Here is a 21656-nt window from a genome sequence, read left to right as displayed (position 1 = left end):
TTTTTTTATCTATATAATTATGCTATTTCAATTAAGTGAAGAACAATTGATGATCCAGCAGGCTGCAAGGGATTTCGCACAGAATGAACTTAAGCCTGGAGTTATCGAGAGAGATGAGCACCAGAAATTTCCTGCTGAGCAAGTGAAAAAACTTGGCGAGTTGGGCTTTTTGGGAATGATGGTTTCAGAAAAATATAACGGTAGCGGTTTAGACGCGTTATCTTATGTCCTGGTGATGGAAGAACTATCCAAAATAGATGCTTCTGCTTCTGTGGTTGTTTCCGTCAATAATTCATTGGTATGTTATGGCCTGGAGTCATATGGATCAGAATTTCAAAAAGAAAAATACCTGAAACCATTGGCTTCCGGTGAAAAGATCGGTGCTTTCTGTTTATCAGAGCCTGAGGCTGGATCAGACGCAACTTCACAGCAGACTACAGCTGAAGATAAAGGCGATTACTATTTGCTGAATGGTACGAAAAACTGGATTACCAACGGAAGTACAGCTTCTACTTACCTGGTGATTGCGCAGACCGACCGCGCCTTGAAACACAGAGGGATCAATGCCTTTATTGTGGAAAAGGGAATGGAAGGTTTTACGATTGGGCCAAAGGAAAATAAAATGGGTATCCGTGGTTCTGACACACATTCACTGATGTTTAATGACGTGAAGGTTCCTAAAGAAAACAGGATCGGAGAAGATGGTTTCGGTTTTAAATTTGCTATGAAAACCCTGGAGGGTGGCCGTATAGGGATCGCTGCGCAGGCTCTTGGAATTGCTGCAGGTGCCTATGAACTGGCTTTGGAATATTCCAAACAACGCAAATCTTTTGGTAAAGCGATTTCGGAACATCAGGCGATAGCGTTTAAACTGGCAGATATGGCGACAACCATTGAAGCTGCACGTTTGCTGGTTTATAAAGCAGCCTGGCTGAAAGATCAGGGACTTCCTTATACTTTAGCAGGTTCTATGGCAAAATTGTATGCTTCGAAGGTGGCAATGGATGTTACCGTAGAGGCTGTTCAGATCCACGGTGGCTATGGCTTTGTTAAGGAATACCATGTGGAGCGATTGATGCGTGATGCTAAGATTACTCAGATCTATGAAGGAACTACAGAAATTCAGAAAATGGTGATCTCAAGAGAGATTTTAAAATAAAAATTTAAGCTTCATAAAAAAGCGGGCAATCCTGATTAAGGTTGCCCGCTTTTTTATGTTAATAAACACGTTTGCGGAGGAAGCCTGCGCTATCCGGAGACTGCTTCGGAATGAAGAGCAATGAGCCTAGAATTAATCTCGGATCAAACACGCATTTTGTCCCTGTTCTATCCGTGTTCTATCCTGGCTTCATACGAAGCAGTTTAGTCCTTTTCTGTTCCCGCAATTGAGCCAAATACAGCTTTAATTAAAGCGACTACAATTGCAAGAAATGCAGCTGCCCAAAATCCACTGGTATTAAAGCTGCTCATCATATTGTCTACCAATAGAATCATCAGCACGGTAATAATAAAAGATACCAGGCCGAGTGTAAGAAAATTGATGGGAAAGGTGAAAATGCGTAAGATCGTTCCAATGGTTGCATTGGCCAGTGAAATGAGTACTGCGGCGACAATGGCAGCCCAATAGCTGTCTACATGAACACCCGGAATGAGTTTTGCGCCCAGGAATACAGCAAGTCCTAATAATAAAATTTCTACAATGAGTCTCATAATGTTTAATTTAGTGGTATGTTAAAATGTTTTGTAAAGCTGACAGGGGCAATGTGCTCCATGAGTTTGTTTTTTGCCTGTTCCAATGCAAATAATAAGCCACTTTCCATAGATTTTTCTTCGGACAGTACAAAAATTGTAATTAGTCACATTGACCCGAGGGGATTGCTGGAGCTTAAAAACAGTGATAAAGGAGATTCTACCCTGAATGAGATGATCTCTGTTCTTCAGACTCCTTCAGAAAAGGATTCTGCCATCAGGGAGGAGCCAATCGCAGGAAAGGTGATGCTGACGGATAGCAATATCGTGTTCGTTCCTGTAGCGTCTTTCGTGAAAGGGCGTGATTATCTGGTGATTACCCATTTAAACATTCGTTTTGGCGGTGTCGAAGAGGTGGTCAAAGGAAAAGTTAGTTATAGCATTAAGCCCCAGCAAAAATTCTTAACGAGGTAAACGATAGTTTTGCTGCTGCGCAGATGGAAGTGTCCCCTGCTCTTCAGGTGTATCTTGTTGAAAAAGTTGCACATACATTGCACATAAGATGTTTCTCATTTTTATTTTGAAAAAATATTTCATATCTTTGCATTTGTAATAGAGGGCAAGAGGGGGCAGAGGTCCCCTCTTTTCTTTTATTTGGAAATTGGTTATGCAGGTAGAAAAAAGAGTTACAGCGTTAGTTGAAGAGAAAATTTCGGATAGGCCGGAGTTGTTTTTGGTTGAGGTAAAAATGCTTCCAAACAATAAGCTTATTATTCATGTCGATGGCGATGAGGGAATCAGTATTCAGGATTGTGCCGCAATCAGCAGACATGTGGGCTTCCATCTGGAAGAAGAAAATACGATTGAAAAAGCGTATAATTTAGAAGTTTCTTCTCCCGGTGTAGGTGAACCGCTTAAACTTCAGAGACAGTATACAAAAAATATTGGCAGGGAATTAAGTGTTAAGCTGAATGGTGGGGAAATTAAGGAAGGGAAGCTGCTTTCTGTAGAAGATCAGAGCATAACCATCGAAGCGAAGGTTAAAGAAAAAGGTAAAAAGGCGCAACTGGTTGAAACCAGTATCGACTTTAGTAATATAACAGAAACAAAGGTTTTAATTTCATTTAAATAAAAATGAGCAATATTAATTTAATCGATTCATTTCAGGAATTCAAAGAGTTCAAGAACATCGACCGTCCTACAGTGATTAGTGTGCTGGAAGAGGTATTCCGCAGTATGTTGCGTAAAAAATACGGTACTGATGAGAATTGTGACGTAATCGTTAACCCGGACAACGGAGATTTGGAAATCTGGCGTACAAGAAAAGTGATGGAGGATGGTTTTTCTGAAGATGATGACCTGGAAATCGAACTTGCTGAAGTAAAGCTTTTGGATGCTGATATGGAAGTTGGCGACGACTACATTGAGCAGATCACTTTAGAAAGCTTCGGCCGTAGAGCGATATTAGCTGCACGTCAGACGCTTGTTTCTAAAGTATTGGAATTAGAGAAAGACGAGATCTTTAAAAAATATAAGGATAGGGTTGGAGAGATTGTAACGGGAGAAGTTTACCAGGTTTGGAAAAAAGAAACTTTGGTACTGGATGATGAAGGCAATGAGTTGATGATGCCTAAAACTGAACAGATCCCTGCCGATTACTTCAAAAAAGGTGATACTGTCCGTGCGGTAATTCTAAAAGTAGACATGGTAAATGCTACTCCAAAAATTATCATTTCAAGGATTGCCCCTGAGTTCTTACAACGTTTGTTCGAAATTGAGGTTCCTGAGATTTTTGATGGCTTAATTACCATTAAGAAAATCGTTCGTGAACCGGGAGAAAGAGCAAAAGTTGCTGTGGAGTCTTATGACGACAGAATTGATCCGGTTGGTGCTTGTGTGGGTATGAAAGGTTCAAGGATACATGGTATCGTAAGAGAACTTAAAAATGAAAATATTGACGTGATCAATTTCACCAACAATATTTCACTATACATTACCAGGGCATTAAGTCCGGCTAAAATCACTTCTATTAAGTTAGATGATGAAACAAAACACGCTTCGGTATACCTGAAACCAGATCAGGTTTCATTGGCTATCGGTAGAGGTGGGCACAACATTAAACTGGCTGGTAAATTAACCGGTTACGAAATTGATGTGTATCGTGAAGCAGGCGAAGAAGATGAAGATGTGGATATCGAAGAATTCTCAGATGAAATCGATAGCTGGATCATCGATGAGCTGAAAGCGATCGGTTGTGATACCGCAAAAAGTGTACTTGCACTTTCAATTGATGAGTTGGTAAAACGTACCGATCTTGAAGAAGAAACCATCAAAGAAGTGATGAGTATATTAAAATCAGAGTTTGAATAAACGTTATCTTGAATAGGTGCGAACTATGTGGCAATTAAAAACAAATCACATACCCATGAAATAAACAAGAATAAACGTTACTTTTGTATAAGAATTAAAGAAAAAATAGGATATCAATGTCAGACGACAAACCAATAATTTTATTTAAAGCAGTTAAGGAACTTAACGTAGGCATTGCTACGGCCGTTGAGTTTTTAGAAAAGAAAGGCTTTTCTGTTGAGAATAAACCCACTACTAAGCTCTCCCGCGACATGTATAATGCGCTGTTGAAAGAGTTTCAGGGCGATAAGATCGTAAAAGAAGAAGCCAATCAGATTGTTATTGGTAAAATTCGTCGTGATGAGCCGGAAGTGACTGAGAAAGTTGCGGAAGCACCTAGAAAAAATGTAGAATTCGAAAATGAAGGCATTCTTATCAAGAACCTTCATTCGTATACTCCTCCTGTAGAGAAACCTAAAGAAGAAGCTCCCGCAAAACCGGCAGCTCCAGTGGTAGAAAAAACAGAAGAGAAACCTGAAGAGGGAGCATTGCCGGGTGTGAAAATAGTAGGAAAAATCAATCTTGATGATTTAAACGCTAAAACCCGTCCGGTGAAGAAAGAAGAAGCACCTGAAGTACCTCAGCCGGTGGCTGAAGCACCTAAAGTGGTAGAACCAACACCAGCCCCTGCTCCAGTGGAGAAAGCACCTGTAGAAGAGAAACCAGTAGAGAAACCAGTGGAAGCCGTAAAGGAAGAAGTGGTTCAACCTGTAGTAGAACAACCTAAGGTGGAAGAGACTCCAAAGCCTGTTGAGCAACCTGTTGCAAAAACAGAGCCCGAAGTAAAAGAAACTCCTAAACCAGTGGAAGCACCAAAAATAGTTGAAACGCCGAAAGTTGTGGAAACCCCTAAAGTTGAAAAAACGGATGAGGTAGAAGTGATTAAAGCACGTTCTGTAAAACTTTCAGGACCTAATATCATCGGTAAGATCGTTTTACCTACCACACCAGATCGTAAATCATCTCCTGTAGCCTCTTCGGCTGACAGCAATGATGCGAAAAGGAAACGTAAGCGTAAAAAGACTCCAGGGCAACACCCGGGACAGGGAGGTCATACTCCGGCAGGAAATCAGCAGGCAGGCGGCCAGGCAGGACAAGGTACTACAGCACCAAAACCAGCTCCGACGTTTACCAACAGACCTGATTTCAGGAACAATACTAACAACACAGCCAACAGGCCTAACTTTAGAAACAACAAACCAGGAGCTCCTGGAAGCGGCGGTCCTAAAGAAGAACCTACGGAAAAAGAAATACAAGACCAGATCAAAGCAACACTTGCACGTTTAAGTGGCGCTGGTAAATCTGGTAAGTTTGCTCAACGTGCTAAACTACGTCGTCAGAAACGTGATGATGTTGCCCTTTCGGCAGATGAAGCAGCAATGGAGCAGGAATTACAATCCAAAGTGTTAAGGGTGACGGAATTTGTTACGGCAAATGAGTTGGCCACAATGATGGATGAACCGGTAACTAAAATTATCGGAACCTGTATGAGCCTGGGAATGTTTGTATCCATCAACCAACGTTTGGATGCGGAAACATTAACCATTGTAGCAGATGAGTTTGGTTACGAAATTCAATTCGTTAAACCGGATGATGAAAGTGATATCGTTATCGAGGAAGAAGATAATGACGAAGATTTAGAGCCGAGAGCACCGGTAGTGACCATCATGGGTCACGTCGATCATGGTAAGACTTCATTGCTGGATTATATCCGTAAAGCAAACGTAGTGGCTGGTGAGGCCGGTGGTATTACACAGCACATTGGTGCTTATATGGTAACCACACCTACAGGTAAGAAAGTTACTTTCTTAGATACCCCGGGTCACGAAGCCTTTACGGCGATGCGTGCACGTGGTGCGAAAGTAGCCGATATTGCCATCATTGTTGTTGCTTCGGATGATGCGGTGATGCCACAAACTAAAGAGGCCATCAACCATGCTCAGGCAGCGGGCGTACCATTGGTATTTGCCTTCACAAAAATTGATAAACCGGGTGCAAACTCAGATAAAATACGCGAGCAATTATCGATCATGAACATCCTGGTAGAGGATTGGGGAGGTAACTTCCAGTCGCAGGAGATTTCAGGTAAAAGCGGACTAAACGTAGACTTGTTATTGGAGAAAGTTTTACTGGAAGCAGAATTGCTTGACCTTAAAGCGAATCCTAACAAACGTGCTACAGGTAGTGTTATTGAAGCAACCTTAGATAAAGGACGTGGTATTGTAACTACCGTTCTTGTTCAGGCAGGTACTTTGAAAATCGGAGATCCGATTCTGGCAGGTAGTTATAGCGGACGTGTTAAAGCGTTGTTTAACGAACGTGGACAGAAAGTAGATAAAGCAGGACCTTCAGTACCGGTACAGGTATTGGGTATGCAGGGTGCCCCTACAGCGGGTGATCGATTCAATGCATTGGAAAGTGAAGTTGAGGCGAGAGAAATTGCCAACAAACGTTTACAACTGATGCGTGAGCAGGGTCTTCGTACTCAGAAACACATTACTCTGGATGAGATCGGCCGTCGTTTGGCGATCGGTAACTTTAAAGAGCTGAACCTGATTGTTAAAGGTGATGTGGATGGTTCAATCGAGGCATTATCTGACTCATTGTTGAAATTGTCTACGGAAGAGATTCAAATCAATATCATTAGTAAAGCGGTAGGTCAGATCTCTGAATCTGATGTATTGTTAGCTTCTGCTTCTGATGCGATCATCATCGGTTTCCAGGTTCGTCCTTCTTCAGGAGCGCGTAAACTGGCCGAGGCTGAACAAATTGACATCAGGTTATATTCTATCATCTACGATGCAATCAATGAGATTAAAGCGGCGATGGAAGGTATGTTGGCTCCGGAGTTTGAAGAGAAGATCACTGCGAATGTGGAGATCAGAGAAACCTTCAAAATTACTAAGGTGGGAACCATTGCAGGATGTATGGTATTGGATGGTACGATTACACGTAACAGCAAGATCCGTATCGTTAGAGATGGTGTGGTTGTTTACACAGGTGAACTTGCTTCATTGAAACGTTATAAAGATGACGTGAAAGAAGTGGCAAGAGGTTACGAGTGTGGATTGAACATTCATAACTTTAACAACATCGAGGTAGGTGATATCGTTGAAGCTTACGAACAGGTAGAAGTAAAAAGGAAACTTTAAGTTCCCTGTTATAAAACAGATATAAGAGCCAGCATCATTGATGCTGGCTCTTTTTTTTGGGAGCAATTATTCCATCATCGCAAGCGTACTTTTCAGCAGTGTAATGTCAATCGTTAAATTGCAACCCTCTCCTTCGATGACCAGGTTTTCATCATCAGGAGTTCCAAATAAATAGTAATATTTTAAACGAAGCGCTTTAGCCAAATGCCAGAAACACTGATTGTGGTAGATTTTGTTTCTTCTGAATTCCAGAACAGACCCCTGCGGATGCAGATAGAGCATGTTAACCAGACCCGCCCCATGCATTGCAACAATCGATTTTGCCGAAGCAGTGAGGGCAACCTGCTCTTTGAAGCTATAGTCTTCGTACCGGATTACTTCATAGCCAAATTCCTTAACAGCTGCCAGTACTTCAGGTTCATTTAATACTTTCCTATATCTTGCTTTGTCCCTGGTAATGTATAGTTTCCTGCTGGCACTGTGCGAATAATCGACTTTGGTTGAAATAAAGTCCTGCATATCCTGCATGATTTTATCATTGATGTAACCACTCAGGCAGGTATGTGTTAACACTGACAGCTGCTTCACTTTAACCAGCTCGCCTTCCTGAATAAATTCTATAGCCGCAGGCCGGAGCTCAAAAAAGTCCAGACTTTTCAGCCCCTGGTCTCTAACATAAGCAGTGTCCGGGAGCAAAAGCGTGTAATCTTTAAGCCGATCCTTTATCACAAATAACCTCGGAAGAAGGTCACAAAACCAATGGTAATGCGCATTGGTCCAATCGTCATAGGCCAAAAGGTAATTGCCCTCCTTAAGAACCCTTTTTTTCTTAACCAGGACCCTCTTTATATAATGTTTGATGCTGAAGAATTTGGGGTAAAGCTGTTCATCGATCAGGTTAATTTTGCTTAACCGGAATTTCGCCTCTTCGTAGATAAACCCCCTTTTATTGACAATGCAATTTTTTAGGTCAATGAGTTGTACGTTATAAGTGCGGTACGAAAATTCATCTTTACAGAAGTCAAGTTCACCTTCTATATAGTTTTCGGGCATTTGTCGGTTGATAGTATAGCTATCCAGGATGTTTTCGGTCATGTAATTTGCTTTCGGACAAGCATTTTTGTTTAAGAACAAATATAAAATTATTTATGAGAAGGTTTTAAACGAGGGAGGGGAGATAATTTTTGAAACCTGTTTGATTTTAGATTAACTTCGTTTCCATATTTTGAGTTTGACCATGGGATTAAGGAGGATTATAAAAAACCGGTTTGGAAAGCATACCGCTGCTAAGAAAGAGATCATCAATGTATATCATACCAACTACAGCAGGCATGTTTTGATTTCCTATATTGTTTATCCTTTTCAGTCCGTTAATCAGTTTACACATCAGAATTATGTAACCGCTCATGTCGCTGCGGAGTGTTTTTCGGCATTGGGATACAATGTAGATGTGGTCGATTATATGAACCATGATCTGGTGATAGATTACGGTAAGTATGCTGTTATTTTTGGCTTGGGATATAATTTTGAGCAATCATTTTACCACCCGGACAGATCTGTTCCCCGAATTCATTTTGTAACCGGGGCTCATGAAGATTTGCATAATAAGATGAGTCTGACCAGCATTGAAGACTTCTACCGGCTTTCGGGCTTATGGCTTGCAAATGAAGCTAACGTAATGAAAAATATCTGCTATTATTCCAATTTCAATGCTGATTTAGACATCATATTTGCGCATGGGCTTGTGCTGAATGATTATCGGTCGAGGGTGAAAAACCGGGTTTGCAGCTTAAATAATAACATTCTCAATGCCTTTGAAGGATTTAAACCCAAATGCAGGGAAGGTAGAACTTCTAATTTCCTGTTTTTAAGTGGTGCGAAGCTGATCACCAAAGGCCTTTTTATATTGCTGGAGGTGGCGCGATTGAGGCAGGATTTAAATTTTTACATTGTCGTACAGCAAATGGATGAAAGCTTTGAGCGGTACTACCAGGATTTGCTGTTGAGAGAAGGCTCAAATGTTCGTCTTTACAAGAACATCAGGATGGATTCAGAAGAGATGAAAGAGATTGTGGAAGCTTGTACTTATTGTGTTGCCCCAAGTTACATCGACGGGCTCCCGGGGGGCACCATCGAGCCAATGGCTGCCGGATTAATCCCAATCGTGAGCAAGTATTGTGGTCTGCCGCAGGAAAGGTTTATTTTTGAAATGGAAGGCTTATCTCCAGAGGTGTTGAATGACACTATAAATCAGGTTTTGGCATTGGATGATGATACGTATATAGCATATAGCAATGCGGTAAAGGAATACACCAGGGCTAATTTTTCTGGCGATCATATGAAAAAGGAATTAATGGGCATATTGACGTCTGAGCTTTCAGGCATATTAAATTATAGAAAATAGGAGCTAATGAAGAGTAAAATTACCGGCGGACAAACTGAACTTGCCTTTGTCACTAAAGTATTAAAAAAATATGATGTAAAATATTACAGGTGTTTGGATACTGGGTTTGTACAGACTGAGGAGCCTTATTGGCTGGAGGAAGCTTATTCATCGGCGATTACAAAACTTGATATAGGAATGTTATCCAGAAATGAAGTGGTCAGGGATAAGACTTTAAAAATACTTCCCCGTCATTTTGATGCCAATAAACGGTTTCTTGATTATGCAGGCGGATATGGTATTTTTACCCGGCTGATGCGGGATAAAGGATATGATTATTACCATAGTGATATCTATTGCCAAAATATTTTTGCGGAGTATTTTGATCTCGCCAACTGCCCCCAGCAGGACAACTTTGAATTGGTTACCGCTTTTGAAGTGCTGGAGCACCTGGTTAATCCTATGGAGGAGATTCGGACGATGCTGGCACTCTCTGACAATCTCTTATTCACTACTGAGCTCCAACCGGAAGAAATGCAGAATAACCTTTCTGATTGGTGGTATATTGTTCCCGAAACCGGACAGCATATCGCTTTATATACCGAGAAATCGCTTCATTTTATTGCCAAAGAACTGGGCTTACATTGTTACTCAGATGGCGTGAATACGCATTTGTTTACTAAAAAGAAGTTGAGTGAAAATCCATTCGAAGAACAAAGGCCTCCTTACCTTTTAAAGGTGATGAAAAGGAAAGTTGCAAGATATGACCGCAAGCAGATTATGCCAAGAGAAAGCCTGCTGGCTAAGGATTTTCATGACGTTAAAGCAAAATTAAACAGTTAACTGCAAATCAGGATCGGATCTTTGTCAGCAAGATTACTGTATTGCCTGCCTGCAGACCTTAAGATAACCTAAAGCTGTTCTTTTCCAGCTGAATTTTGTGGCTTGTTCCAGTCCTTTTTTGATGTAATGCTGCCGGCTTTCCGGATCTTCCAGAAGTCCGTATATTTTTTGTCTGAGGTCTTCGGCATTGTTCAGTTCAAAATAAACACCTGCTTCTCCCGCCACTTCAGGGAAGGAGCTGTGCTGCGGTAATACTACAGGGCATTCGCTGATCATTGCTTCAAGCACAGGCAGGCCAAAGCCCTCGTATTCGGAAGGAAATATAAAACAATTGGCATTCCTGTAATACGAAGCGAGCTGGGCATCTTCGAAATCCTGCTGGACAACCTGTTTTTTAATCCCTAATTGTTCGATTAACCGGCATTCCTCTTCCGTAAATTGATGACCTCCGGCGCAAAGGACCGTTAATTCCGGGCGGGCTATCAGAATAGGGGCAACAGCTTGTATAAAAAAGTTGAAATTCTTATACAATGACCTGTGACCAACAAAAAGAAGGTAGTTTTCAGGAAGGTTTAGCGGGCGTGTATCATCAGGCTTTATGCTGGATGCCAGATATACGATTTCAATCTTCGAGGCCTCTATATGTGGGTAAATCCGCAGAATGTCGTCCTTGGTGTTTTGTGAAATGGCGATTATTTTTGTGGCTTTTTCCAGCAGCAGTTTTTTACTGCTTGCAGTGAATTTATCTCCGGCAAAGTATTTCGGAAATAACTCATGAATCATGTCATATACCGTAAGCACGAAAGGCGTTTGACCGAGTGCGTCCAGAAAATAAGGATCATAATAAGTGGGGATAAAAACCTCTGAATTTTGTGATTTTAACTGTTCAAGCGTTTCTTTCAGGTTCTTTTTCTTTAGTTTTTTTGGCAGATAATTGCGAAAAATCTGGCTGTACCTGATTTTAAAATCATGATTTTGCTGATAGGTATCCCTAAAAAATTCACTTTCCTTGTAATAGATGTTATCGGTGTAAAAAATGGGGCATTGAACCAAAACGTCTTCATTCTGATTTAAATGTTTGTATATCTCTGTATACTGCCTGGAAATTCCCCCAAATGTTTGATTGTTGAATATTTGTGGGTCTAAGAGTATTTTAATCATTATTTTTGTTGAAGATGTTTTTTGAGGAAGACCTCAACCTGCGCCGTATTAAAAAGTGTAAATATAGCAAGGCATTATTACTAAAACTAATTATAAAAGTCTCAGATGGGTTTGGACGATTTGAAAATTTCCATTATAACAATTAGCTATAACGATGCCGCAGGATTGGGAGAAACAATTCGTTCAGTAATTGCACAAACGTATAAAAACATAGAGTACATAGTTATTGATGGTGGCTCTTCGGATCATAGTAAAGACATTATAACAAAGTATGAGACAGGGATCGCTTATTGGGTAAGCGAGCGGGATAAGGGGATCTTTAATGCCATGAATAAGGGAATTAAAGCAGCCAGCGGAACGTACCTGCTTTTTATCAATAGCGGCGATCTTCTAATGGATGAGCACGTGATTCAGGATGTAGCCGATATGGGACTGAAAGAAGAACTGGTATATGGAAATCAGATGATCATTGACGGGGCTTTGAGAACAGAGTGGATTCCGGATACGGAATTAACTTTCAGTACCTTTTTCAAAACCAGTATTCCTCATCAGTCTACATTTATAAAAAGAACTCTTTTTGATACTGTTGGTTTATACAACGAAGATTACACCATTATTTCTGATTGGGCATTCTTTCTGATCGCTGTCTCAAAACACGGTTGTTCCTACCGTCATGTGGATCGGTTCATTGCATTGTTCAATAAAGATGGCATCAGCTCTGATCCGGTTAACTATCCAACTTTAGCTAAGGAGAGGTTAGACATCTTTGAACAGTATTTCCCATTCTTCTATAAAGATTATGAGCGCTTCGCGGTCATGGAAAGAGAAATGCAGAAGATTGCCTATTTTAGAAAGGCCAGGTATTTCGTTAAAAAAATGATCAAGGCCGCTAAACTGGGACCCTCCCGCTAAATGCTAGTGTTTTTTCTTAAAGAGTTTCTGTTTTAGCTTTTTAAAGAATGATTTCTTTTGAGAATCATTCCTTGCAGTGTAGTAATTAGGAAGTTTGATATAGGCCTCATATTCGTTCTTTTGTAGTGCCTCATGATATCTCGCGAGCAGGGGAGCGATATCCGGGCGGGTACCAGGGTTAAATAGTGACCATTTTGAGATGACCGATGGGTCATTATAATCCCATCCGCTAAAATGAAAAAAGGATAAGGGAGTTGCCTCGTTAACGATAAACTGGTTGTCCTTTTCCGAAATCACCCGTTCATGTAGATTCCAATAGGCCATATTCATCCCTTGGTCACGTTCAATATGGGCATCTTTAAAATATAACGGAACGAAGTTAATCCATAGCTGATCGTAATAATAACCGTTGCAGCGATCAGAAATACAACTCGGAACGCATCTGGGACGAAACCATTTTATAAATTTTGTAGCTTCTTCGGATTTTTTGAGTTTAAAAAAGCCACCATTAAACATCCCTGCATTCAATACCTCCAACTCTTGTCTTTTCATGTCGAGATCTGGCGCTGAAGTGAAGTGAGGCGTATAAATCAAGTCGTGATTCTGGATCACACTTTCCGGAAGGCGGTTAAAAAAAAGAATGTCCGAATCACAAAAGATCACCTGTTCGACTTCTTTTTTATTCAGAAAGTATTCGGCAAATAAAATTTTAGCCGAATTGGCCAGTTCCATCGGACTGTATATTTTCGTAATCAAATCGAATTCTTCTGCTGCTATTTCGTGAAGCTGTACCATCGGGTATTTGCTCATCAATGGGTTCTTCGCTATCGTATCCTGGTCAAGGTAATCGGTGAGACAGACACTCAGCTCAAACTCGGGATGGTATTGTTTTACAGAATCTAATAATGAAACTGCATATGGAAGATAGTTGGTCGTAGCAATGGTAAAGAATTGAGTCATAATTAAAATAGCTGGTCTAGTTTTTTGTAACAGGATTCCTGCTCATAACCAGATTCATAGGTGAACTTTGCGTATAGAGATTGTTCCGTATAGGTTTCTGTGTGATCAAGAAGACTTAATATATGATCTTTGAATGCCTCCGGAAGATCAGCGACGAGACACCCATTATTTGTTTTGTTGATCAGGCCATCTATTCCACGCGTGTTGCAGACTACAGGAAGGTGGTAGGAAAGTGCTTCGACCACCTTGATTTTTGTTCCGGTACCGGAGAGCATCGGACAAATGGCGATTTTGGCCTGATGGTAATAGGTGGCCAGATCTTCTGCGAATGGAATTTTGGTGATATTAGGTTGATCTCCCTTGATGAATGAGGTGATCTGACCAATAATACATATGTTAATGGATTTGGGTAAGAAGGGATAGATCTGTGTCATAAACCAGTTTGCCGCTTCCACATTGTGCGGATTTTTACTGGCTACATAGATCAGGTCAAACTTCCTTTCCTGATATGGTATTGTGCCAACAGGCGGTTGCTCAATCATCATTGGAGCAAGTTTAACATCTGTTTTACAAAACTGACTAAAGATGTATTGTTCTTCAATGGAGATGGCCAGCACATGATCAAAAAGAGAAAGCCTCCTGATCTCTTCCTGAAAAGACTTTCCAATAGCGTATTTTCGCTGGTTTTGTGCGGTCAGGAAATCATGGGTATCCAATATAGTTTTGGCATTTCCGACCAGAGGATTTTTTTCTATCAGTGCAGACCAGCTTGCATAATTAATGAAGATATAGTCGTATTTATTCTGTTTTAAAAGACGGTCAAAAGCTTTTTTTAGCTTATAGGTAACCAGGTCAGGAAATCCGAAAGGCAGGATCCCCCATTTTTTCTGATAAAAAAAATTGAACAGTTTATGGCAAAACAGGTAGTAAACAGGATTCTTTTTGGAAGCCTTACGCTTTAAAACTGAAACGGTATTGACCAGGTTGCTTTTTTCAAACTGTTCGATCTCCTCTTTATTCCATTCTCCCCAGGAGTACTCACTTACAAAGTGGATGTCGAAGTTCCGCGATTTAAAATACTCAAGAAAGCTCATTGCCCGGATTTTGTTTCCTGCATTTTTCTTTAGCGGATTATCGGGCATGAAAAACAGAACCTTTTTCATCTTATTCTTCAAATGTCTGCATATCGATTAACCGTCTGTACAGGCCATTGTTTTCCATCAACTGACTATGAGATCCCTGTTCCACAACCGCTGCCTTGTCAAGAACGATGATCAGGTCTGCGTTTTGTATGGTTGATAAACGATGTGCAATGATCAGAGAAGTTCGGTTTTCCATTAGCTTGTACAAAGCATCCTGTACCAGTTTTTCAGATTCTGTATCAAGAGCTGAAGTTGCTTCATCCAGGAGCATGACCGGTGGGTTTCCTAATATCGCCCTGGCAATACAAAGTCTTTGTCTTTGTCCACCAGAGAGGCGAATACCCCGGTCACCGATGGAGGTATCGTAACCATTGTCGGTATGCATGATAAATTCATGGGCATTGGCTATTTTAGCCGCAGTTATTACTTCTTCCCGGCTTGCATTTGGTTTTGCAAAGGCTATATTATTGAAAATGGTATCATTGAACAAAATGGATTCCTGATTTACAAACCCCATCTGACTTCTTAATGAGTTTACTGTAATCTCCCGGATATCTACACCATCAATAAGTATATTTCCTTTTTGAGGTTCGATAAATCTTGGTAGTAAGTCCATTAGCGTAGATTTACCTCCTCCCGATGGACCTACCAGTGCGACCGTCTTGCCTTTGGGAATTTCTATATTAATATGATTTAATATGGTCCTGTCACCATAAGCAAAAGAGACGTCTTTGAAAATTATAGACTTGCCGAAATTAGTGATGTCAACCGCGTTAGGGCTATCAACAATCTCTGGTTTTTCATCGATCAGATCGAGGACTCTTTTTCCTGCAGCCAGGCCGGTATGAATGGCACTAAAAGCATCAGAAAGTGCTTTTGCAGGGCGCATCACTTGTGAAAATACAACAATATATGCAATGAACTGTGATGAGGTGAGTGAGGATTGACCAGTCAGCACCAGGGATCCCCCGAAATAAACGATCCCTGCAACCATGCTTACACCCAGGAATTCGGATACTGGAGAAGCGAGCTGCTGCCTGCGTACCATTTTTCTGGTGATATTCGAATAATTGACATTTTCCTGCTGGAATCTGTCTTTTACATATTCTGTTGCATTGAATGCTTTTACAATTTTAATTCCTGACAATGCTTCATCCAGATAGCCAAGCATATTGGCAAAAGTCTCATGTGCCTGTGTGGCCTGTTGCCTTAACCTTTTCACAATCTTTGCAATGATGAGCCCGGAAAGTGGAATGATCAGGAGGGAGAAAAATGTGAGTTTTACAGATATGGCAAAAAGAAGGACGATATATACAATTAAGGTTACAGGCTCTTTAAATACAACCTGCAAAGTATTCGTCACTGTAAATTGTACGACCTGTACATCTGAAGATACTTTGGAGATGATGTCTCCTTTCCTCTGACTGTTAAAAAAGCTCAGGTGAAGGTTCATTACGTTATTAAATACGGTTTTCCGCAAGTTTAAAAGCGTATGTACCCGAAGGTCTTCCATGATTCTGGAAGAAAGATACCTGAAAATGTTAGATAATAGTACAGAAGCCACAATGACTAAACAGACAAATTTCAATGCAGCCTGTGGACCATAATTGTGGATGTAATAATCTGTGACATCCCTGAAACGCTCCATAATGTCCCACCAGGATTTGTCTTGTACAGTTGCGGTGGTTGCTTTTGCTCCCGCAACAACTTCTTTACTGTTGAATAGTGTATCCAGTAAAGGGGCTAACAGCGCCAGATTCAAGGTGTTGAATAGGATATAAAGTAATGTTGTAATTACGTACGGTATTGCAAATTTTTCAATGGGTTTTGCAAAGGACAATAACCTGAAATAGTCTTTCATTAAGAATTTAAAATTTTCCAAAGGTACGCAATTACCTGCATGTACAAAACAGGGCTGTTTACTGTGGTCGGTAGATTTAAGCAGCTTTTGGGGGAACTCAGCTTCAGAGTCAGCTGAGTCGATGATATCAGCTCCATATTAAATAATAAAATTATCTTTGATGCCATAAACAACCTGATTGCACATATTGTCGTGCTCCCGGTTTTTATGCTGTCATATTTATAAAATTACTCATGAAGATTGCTGGTTTTACCTTTATTCGAAATGCGGTTAATAACGACTATCCAATTGTCGAAGCGATACAGTCTATCCTGCCGATATGCGATGAGTTTGTGGTTGCTGTTGGACGTTCCGACGACGGGACCTTGGAGCTGATCAAAAGTATTGAATCTCCAAAGCTCAGGATAATTGAAACGATCTGGAATTTGAGCATCAGAGAGGGGGGGCAGGTTTTTGCTGAAGAAACGAATAAGGCTTATGATGCGATTTCGGATGATATGGACTGGGTCTTCTATATACAAGGCGACGAATGTATACATGAAAAATATCTCCCTGTTATTAAAAATGAGATGATTGCTGTGAACGATAACCCTGTAATTGAAGGCCTTTTATTAAAGTATAAGCATTTTTATGGCTCTTATGATTATGTTGCAGAATCCAGACGATGGTACAGACGTGAGATTCGGGTAATGAAGAAATTAAAAGGAATCAGGTCTTATAAAGATGCCCAGGGTTTTAGGATAAATGATAGAAAGTTAAGGGTTAAATTAGTTGATGCCTATGTTTATCATTACGGTTGGGTTAAGCCTCCGAAAGGAATAAGCCTGAAAATGAATAATTTCAACAAATTCTACCACGATGAAGCCTGGGTTGACGAATTCTCCCCTGTTTCGGACTCTTTTGATTATGGAAATGCAGATAAAGTAGTTCGTTTTGACCAAACACCACCTGCGGTAATGAAGCAGAGAATCGATAAGGTAAATTGGACTTTCACATTTGACCTGTCAAAACAAGAAATTAATCATAATTTAAAACGCAAGGTATTACAATGGATAGAAAATATGACGGGCCTACGTTTATTCGAGTATAAAAATTATAAAATCATTAAATGAACATACTTTTGGATTGTGAACGGTTAAAATATCCAAACACCGGTTTATATACTTTTTGCGAAAGCTTGGGCACCGCACTTATAAAAAATGCAGCCATTAATCAGCACATTACTGCTTATATCCCTATAACGGCAAATGGAATTTTTGGAGAGCGGGTAAAATATCTGATTCAAAAATCGTGGCATAAGTTGTTTATTCCCGGAACTTCGAAATTTGATATTTGGCATATTGGTAATCAAGGTTCCAGGTATTATCCGCCTAAAGGGCGTGTTAAAGTATTACTGACGATACATGACTTGAATTTTCTGATTGAAAAACAGGATCGACCGTCCAGAATTAAGCAGCATCTTGATCAGATCCAAAGTAGAATTAACAGGTCTTCTGCTATTGTTTGCATCTCCCATTTCGTTTTAGATCAGGTCAGGCAGCACCTTGATGTTAAGGGAAAAGAGATTTCCGTTATTTATAACGGCTGTACAGTTAATGAATATCCGGAATTTAATATGCCGGCATTTCGGCCATCTAAACCTTTTTTGTTTAGTATTGGTACTGTTCTGCCCAAAAAGAATTTCCATGTGCTTCCGGTATTGTTACAAGAAAATAACTACGAATTGGTGATTGCAGGGAATTTAAGTTCTCCTGAATACGTAAATAAAATTTTAGAAGAAGCAACACGTCTGGGGGTGAAAGATCGGGTACATGTTATCGGATCAATTACGAAAGAAGAGCGTTGCTGGTATTATAGGAATTGCCGGGCATTTGTTTTTCCTTCGATTGCAGAAGGTTTTGGTTTGCCTGTGATAGAGGCCATGCACTATGGTAAGCCTGTGTTTTTGTCAACCCATACATCCTTGCCAGAAGTCGGAGCTGATGCCGCATATTATTTTCAGGATTTTGAAGGAGAACATATGCAGCAGATTTTGAACGAGGGGTTGATACACTTTGACTCAAATAATGGATCGGAAAAAGCGAAGAAAAGGGCTGCTCAATTTAATTGGGATGATACTGCAAGGGGCTATCTTGACTTATACAACTCACTTTAATGCAATGAAAATTGCTTCTTTCGTCATTCTTCTGATGTGGTGAAATATTAAATATAATTGTATTTCTTTGTTTTAAATAATTTGAATGGACACTTGTGAATCACTTTTGAAGGGAATAGAACAGGGGAGCTTTATTTCCCTGGCAAGGGGCTTAACTCTTGTGGAGAACGATATTGACCCTTCCGCCAGACTTTTGCGCTCATTATCTGTTCGTAAAGAAGTACCCGTTGTTGGGATCACGGGCCCGCCGGGTGCAGGTAAAAGCACATTGGTGAACGCCATTACGGAGCATTTTTCCGCTCAAAATAAACGGATTGCTATTCTGGCTGTTGATCCTACTTCTCCATTCAATTTTGGATCTTTGCTCGGTGACCGGATCCGGATGTCTCAGCATTTTAATAATCCGAATGTTTATATCAGATCAATTGCGACGAGAGGGGCTTTGGGAGGGATTTCGGTAAAAACCATAGAAATGGTTGATGTGATGAGAGCCGCTGATTTTGATTTAATTTTCGTGGAAACGGTGGGAGTGGGACAGTCTGAGATAGAAATAGCAGGCTTGGCCGATAAAACGGTGGTTGTTCTTGTGCCGGAATCCGGAGATGAAATTCAAAATATTAAGTCTGGTCTGATGGAAATTGCGCAGGGCTTCGTGGTCAACAAGGCAGACCGGGAGGGAGCTGATGCTTTTGCTAATAATTTAAAAAAACTGGTCTATCAGCAACATTCAAAGACCCCGGTGTTTAAGACCGTTGCAGATAAAAAACAAGGGATCGGGGAATTGTGTGATTGGTTAATTGAACCGGTGCTGACGGCCAATGAAAGAAAGGCCTTCCTACTTGCTGAAAAAGCATTGAAGATTATACAGCATTACCGCATGAGCGGGATTGATAAACAGAAATTAATAGCGGATGTTCGTGAAGCTGCAAAAAAGAAGGATTTTAATATCTATAAATTTACAGATTCATGGATTTCCTGATCAAACCGGAGCAGGACGATGGTGTTATAGTTGTCTTGAAAAAAGGACTTCTTTGTACAAATGAATAGGACAACAGCTGTCAGATGGTGACATGGCATGACGGATTATCCGGTGCAAAGGTGCAGGGTGTATATTTTACACCACAATTATAGTGTTTTTATGTTAAGGAATTGTAACCTTGTAGAAAAAGTCTTATCATATTGGTTTTCAGTGTGTTTTGATTTTTTTAAAACAAATGTTCGTCTTGGTTTGTATGTTCTCCTGCTGGATAATATTCTCCTGATTAAAGGGCATATTTAGGTAATTAGTGTCACTTTCTAAGTTTGGAACGGAGTTTGTGTAGCTATTGTGAGAATTTAAAAATTTGTTTAATTTTGCTACACAAAAAAATTATACAATTAAAATTTGTTTAACCTTAAAAAAGAAAATTATGAATTATTCTACTTTAAAAAAGGGTCTTGCAGTCTCTTTCGTAGCATTAATGGGAGCAACGACTCTTGCTAGTGCACAGGATGCTCCAGCGACTTCATCTTCAGCCAAGGTATTTGGTGGAAGAGCACAGTACAGATCATGGTCAATCGGTGTTAACGGTGGTGTTTTATCTCCATTTGTTGCAATCGGTGGATCAAATGATTTCAGCAACTTCGATGTAAACTTAGGTTACGGTCTTTCATTAAGAAAACAACTAGGTCATGCATTCGGTTTAGAAGGTAACATTTTCCGTGGAAAAGTTTCTGGAACTAACAAAGATATGCCAGGTGGTGCTGTTAACGGAATCAAAGAATTTGAAACTGAAATGCAGTATGCAGTAGATTTAAGAGGTGTTGTTAACGTAGCAACAGTTGACTTCTTACGTCGCGAAAACTCTGTAAACTTCTTCGTAACTGCTGGTTACGGTATGGTAGCTTACAATCCTAAAGTTAACGGTGTTGACAACAAAGGTAAATTTGGTGAAGACAGAGATAAAGACTTCATTAAAGAAGCTTATATCCCAGTTGGAGCAGGTGTTAAATTTAAAGTGTCTGACCGTGTGTCATTTAACTTAGGTTATACCATGCACTTCATCGACGGAGATAATTTTGACGGAGTATATGCTAAAGCAACTACTAAAGATAAATTCTCTTACGGATATGCAGGTCTAGAATTCTCTCTAGGTTCTAAATCTAAACCAAACCTTGACTGGGTTAACCCACTTGCTTTAATGTATGATGAATTGAAAGATCCTTCATTACGTCAGGAAGTTGAAGCTTTGAAAACTCGTGTATCTAACGTTGAACAATCTGTTGAAGCTTTGAAAAAAGATTCTGATGGTGACGGTGTTGCTGATCAATTCGATAAATGCCCAGGTACTCCAGCAGGAACAGCAGTTGATGGTTCAGGATGTCCTCTACCTAAAGTAGAGACAGTTGTTGCTCCAAACACTGGTAACGTAACTGGTTTCGAAACTATCCAATTTGAATTCAACAGTTCAGTTTTAAAAACTGAGTCTTACCCTACTTTAGATAAATTATCTTCAGTATTGCGTGAAAACGGTGGTAAAGTAACTGTAAACGGTTACGCTTCAAGCGAAGGTACTGCTGCATACAATGTGAAATTATCTAAAGACAGAGCTAATTCTGTTAAAACTTACTTAGTTAACTCTGGTGTTAACGCTAGTCAAGTTGTAACTAAAGGTCATGGTGAAGCTAATCCAATCGCTTCAAACGATACTGAAGAAGGTCGTATCCAAAACCGTCGCGTTGAATCTGCTAGAAACTAACTATTTCTAAGTAAATATTAAAAAAGAGGGCTTCAATTTTGAAGCCCTCTTTTTTTTATTCCTACATTTGTAGTGGTATGTATTTATTCAGAAAAAAAGACCCCAACAGGCCCAGTAATATTAATTTGAAAATCATGCATGTGATCAATGCCATTGCGATTACGGTCTTTGTGGCTGGCCTGCTCTGGAAATTTATAGACCTGATTTTTCTGAAGTAAACGAAGCCGAAAGCCACCTGAATCCCTGAATTT

Annotated in this window: 19 protein-coding genes; 13 read left to right on the top strand and 6 right to left on the bottom strand. The window is 40.2% G+C overall.

Annotation, left to right across the window (positions count from 1 at the left end; translation table 11 throughout):
- The first annotated feature begins 19 nt into the window (after positions 1 to 19).
- Entirely contained in the window at positions 20 to 1159 is a 1140-nt protein-coding gene (locus tag DBR43_RS14630) for an acyl-CoA dehydrogenase (RefSeq protein ID WP_124581988.1), read from the top strand.
- A gap of 203 nt (positions 1160 to 1362) precedes the next feature.
- Here DBR43_RS14630 and DBR43_RS14625 read toward each other — a convergent pair whose 3' ends face one another.
- On the bottom strand, positions 1363 to 1710 hold the full coding sequence (locus DBR43_RS14625; RefSeq protein ID WP_124581986.1) for a phage holin family protein: 348 nt from the start codon (positions 1708 to 1710) through the stop codon (positions 1363 to 1365).
- An 18-nt stretch (positions 1711 to 1728) separates the two neighbouring features.
- On the opposite strand from DBR43_RS14625, the gene DBR43_RS14620 reads away from it, so the two are divergent.
- From DBR43_RS14620 to infB, 4 genes are all read left to right on the top strand, one after another.
- Positions 1729 to 2163, top strand: coding sequence for a hypothetical protein (locus DBR43_RS14620; protein WP_124581984.1), 435 nt, complete (start codon positions 1729 to 1731; stop codon positions 2161 to 2163).
- A gap of 193 nt (positions 2164 to 2356) precedes the next feature.
- Entirely contained in the window at positions 2357 to 2821 is a 465-nt protein-coding gene (gene rimP / locus DBR43_RS14615) for a ribosome assembly cofactor RimP (protein WP_124581982.1), read from the top strand.
- Between the two features lie 2 nt (positions 2822 to 2823).
- Positions 2824 to 4059 (top strand): transcription termination factor NusA, encoded by a 1236-nt coding sequence (gene nusA / locus DBR43_RS14610; protein ID WP_074611552.1) that lies wholly within the window; start codon positions 2824 to 2826, stop codon positions 4057 to 4059.
- 116 nt (positions 4060 to 4175) lie between these two features.
- Positions 4176 to 7250: a translation initiation factor IF-2 gene (gene infB, locus DBR43_RS14605; protein ID WP_124581980.1), complete on the top strand. Its 3075-nt coding sequence runs from the start codon at positions 4176 to 4178 to the stop codon at positions 7248 to 7250.
- A 66-nt stretch (positions 7251 to 7316) separates the two neighbouring features.
- Here infB and DBR43_RS14600 read toward each other — a convergent pair whose 3' ends face one another.
- A complete protein-coding gene (locus DBR43_RS14600; RefSeq protein WP_124581978.1) occupies positions 7317 to 8345 on the bottom strand; it encodes a glycosyltransferase family 61 protein in 1029 nt (342 codons plus the stop codon).
- 130 nt (positions 8346 to 8475) lie between these two features.
- Here DBR43_RS14600 and DBR43_RS14595 point away from each other — a divergent pair, with 130 nt between their 5' ends.
- Complete coding sequence (locus DBR43_RS14595) at positions 8476 to 9654, top strand: glycosyltransferase (RefSeq protein WP_148090764.1); 1179 nt, start codon at positions 8476 to 8478, stop codon at positions 9652 to 9654.
- A 6-nt stretch (positions 9655 to 9660) separates the two neighbouring features.
- Positions 9661 to 10476, top strand: a complete 816-nt coding sequence (locus DBR43_RS14590; RefSeq protein ID WP_124581974.1) for a class I SAM-dependent methyltransferase — start codon at positions 9661 to 9663, stop codon at positions 10474 to 10476.
- A gap of 33 nt (positions 10477 to 10509) precedes the next feature.
- On the opposite strand, the gene DBR43_RS14585 is transcribed toward DBR43_RS14590, so the two are convergent.
- Complete coding sequence (locus DBR43_RS14585; RefSeq protein WP_124581972.1) at positions 10510 to 11637, bottom strand: glycosyltransferase family 4 protein; 1128 nt, start codon at positions 11635 to 11637, stop codon at positions 10510 to 10512.
- A gap of 105 nt (positions 11638 to 11742) precedes the next feature.
- Between DBR43_RS14585 and DBR43_RS14580 the strand changes: the two genes are divergently transcribed.
- Positions 11743 to 12549 carry a glycosyltransferase family 2 protein gene (locus tag DBR43_RS14580; protein WP_124581970.1) on the top strand — a complete coding sequence of 269 codons (807 nt, stop codon included), beginning with the start codon at positions 11743 to 11745 and terminating at the stop codon, positions 12547 to 12549.
- A 3-nt stretch (positions 12550 to 12552) separates the two neighbouring features.
- On the opposite strand, the gene DBR43_RS14575 is transcribed toward DBR43_RS14580, so the two are convergent.
- From DBR43_RS14575 to DBR43_RS14565, 3 genes are read right to left on the bottom strand one after another with little or no spacing between them, the layout of a single operon-like run.
- Entirely contained in the window at positions 12553 to 13509 is a 957-nt protein-coding gene (locus DBR43_RS14575) for a glycosyltransferase (RefSeq protein ID WP_124581967.1), read from the bottom strand.
- A 2-nt stretch (positions 13510 to 13511) separates the two neighbouring features.
- A complete protein-coding gene (locus tag DBR43_RS14570; RefSeq protein ID WP_124581965.1) occupies positions 13512 to 14672 on the bottom strand; it encodes a glycosyltransferase in 1161 nt (386 codons plus the stop codon).
- 1 nt (position 14673) lies between these two features.
- Entirely contained in the window at positions 14674 to 16512 is a 1839-nt protein-coding gene (locus DBR43_RS14565; RefSeq protein ID WP_124581963.1) for an ABC transporter ATP-binding protein, read from the bottom strand.
- Positions 16513 to 16745: 233 nt separating this feature from the next.
- Between DBR43_RS14565 and DBR43_RS14560 the strand changes: the two genes are divergently transcribed.
- The 5 genes from DBR43_RS14560 (at position 16746) to DBR43_RS33210 (ending at position 21623) form a co-directional block, all read left to right on the top strand.
- Positions 16746 to 17624, top strand: coding sequence for a glycosyltransferase family 2 protein (locus DBR43_RS14560; RefSeq protein WP_124581961.1), 879 nt, complete (start codon positions 16746 to 16748; stop codon positions 17622 to 17624).
- Positions 17621 to 18667, top strand: coding sequence for a glycosyltransferase family 4 protein (locus DBR43_RS14555; protein ID WP_124581958.1), 1047 nt, complete (start codon positions 17621 to 17623; stop codon positions 18665 to 18667). Before DBR43_RS14560 ends, DBR43_RS14555 begins: the two co-directional genes overlap by 4 nt.
- Before the next feature lie 85 nt (positions 18668 to 18752).
- Positions 18753 to 19646 carry a methylmalonyl Co-A mutase-associated GTPase MeaB gene (gene meaB / locus DBR43_RS14550; protein ID WP_124581956.1) on the top strand — a complete coding sequence of 298 codons (894 nt, stop codon included), beginning with the start codon at positions 18753 to 18755 and terminating at the stop codon, positions 19644 to 19646.
- A 430-nt stretch (positions 19647 to 20076) separates the two neighbouring features.
- Positions 20077 to 21405 carry an OmpA family protein gene (locus DBR43_RS14545; RefSeq protein WP_124582116.1) on the top strand — a complete coding sequence of 443 codons (1329 nt, stop codon included), beginning with the start codon at positions 20077 to 20079 and terminating at the stop codon, positions 21403 to 21405.
- A 77-nt stretch (positions 21406 to 21482) separates the two neighbouring features.
- Positions 21483 to 21623 (top strand): DUF6728 family protein, encoded by a 141-nt coding sequence (locus DBR43_RS33210; RefSeq protein WP_199757048.1) that lies wholly within the window; start codon positions 21483 to 21485, stop codon positions 21621 to 21623.
- Positions 21624 to 21656 lie beyond the last annotated feature (33 nt).

The sequence above is a fragment of the Pedobacter sp. KBW06 genome, assembly GCF_003852525.1.
Taxonomy (GTDB): Bacteria; Bacteroidota; Bacteroidia; order Sphingobacteriales; family Sphingobacteriaceae; genus Pedobacter.
Note: the sequence above shows the minus strand (reverse complement) of the source record. Positions and strands in the feature narration are given on the sequence as shown.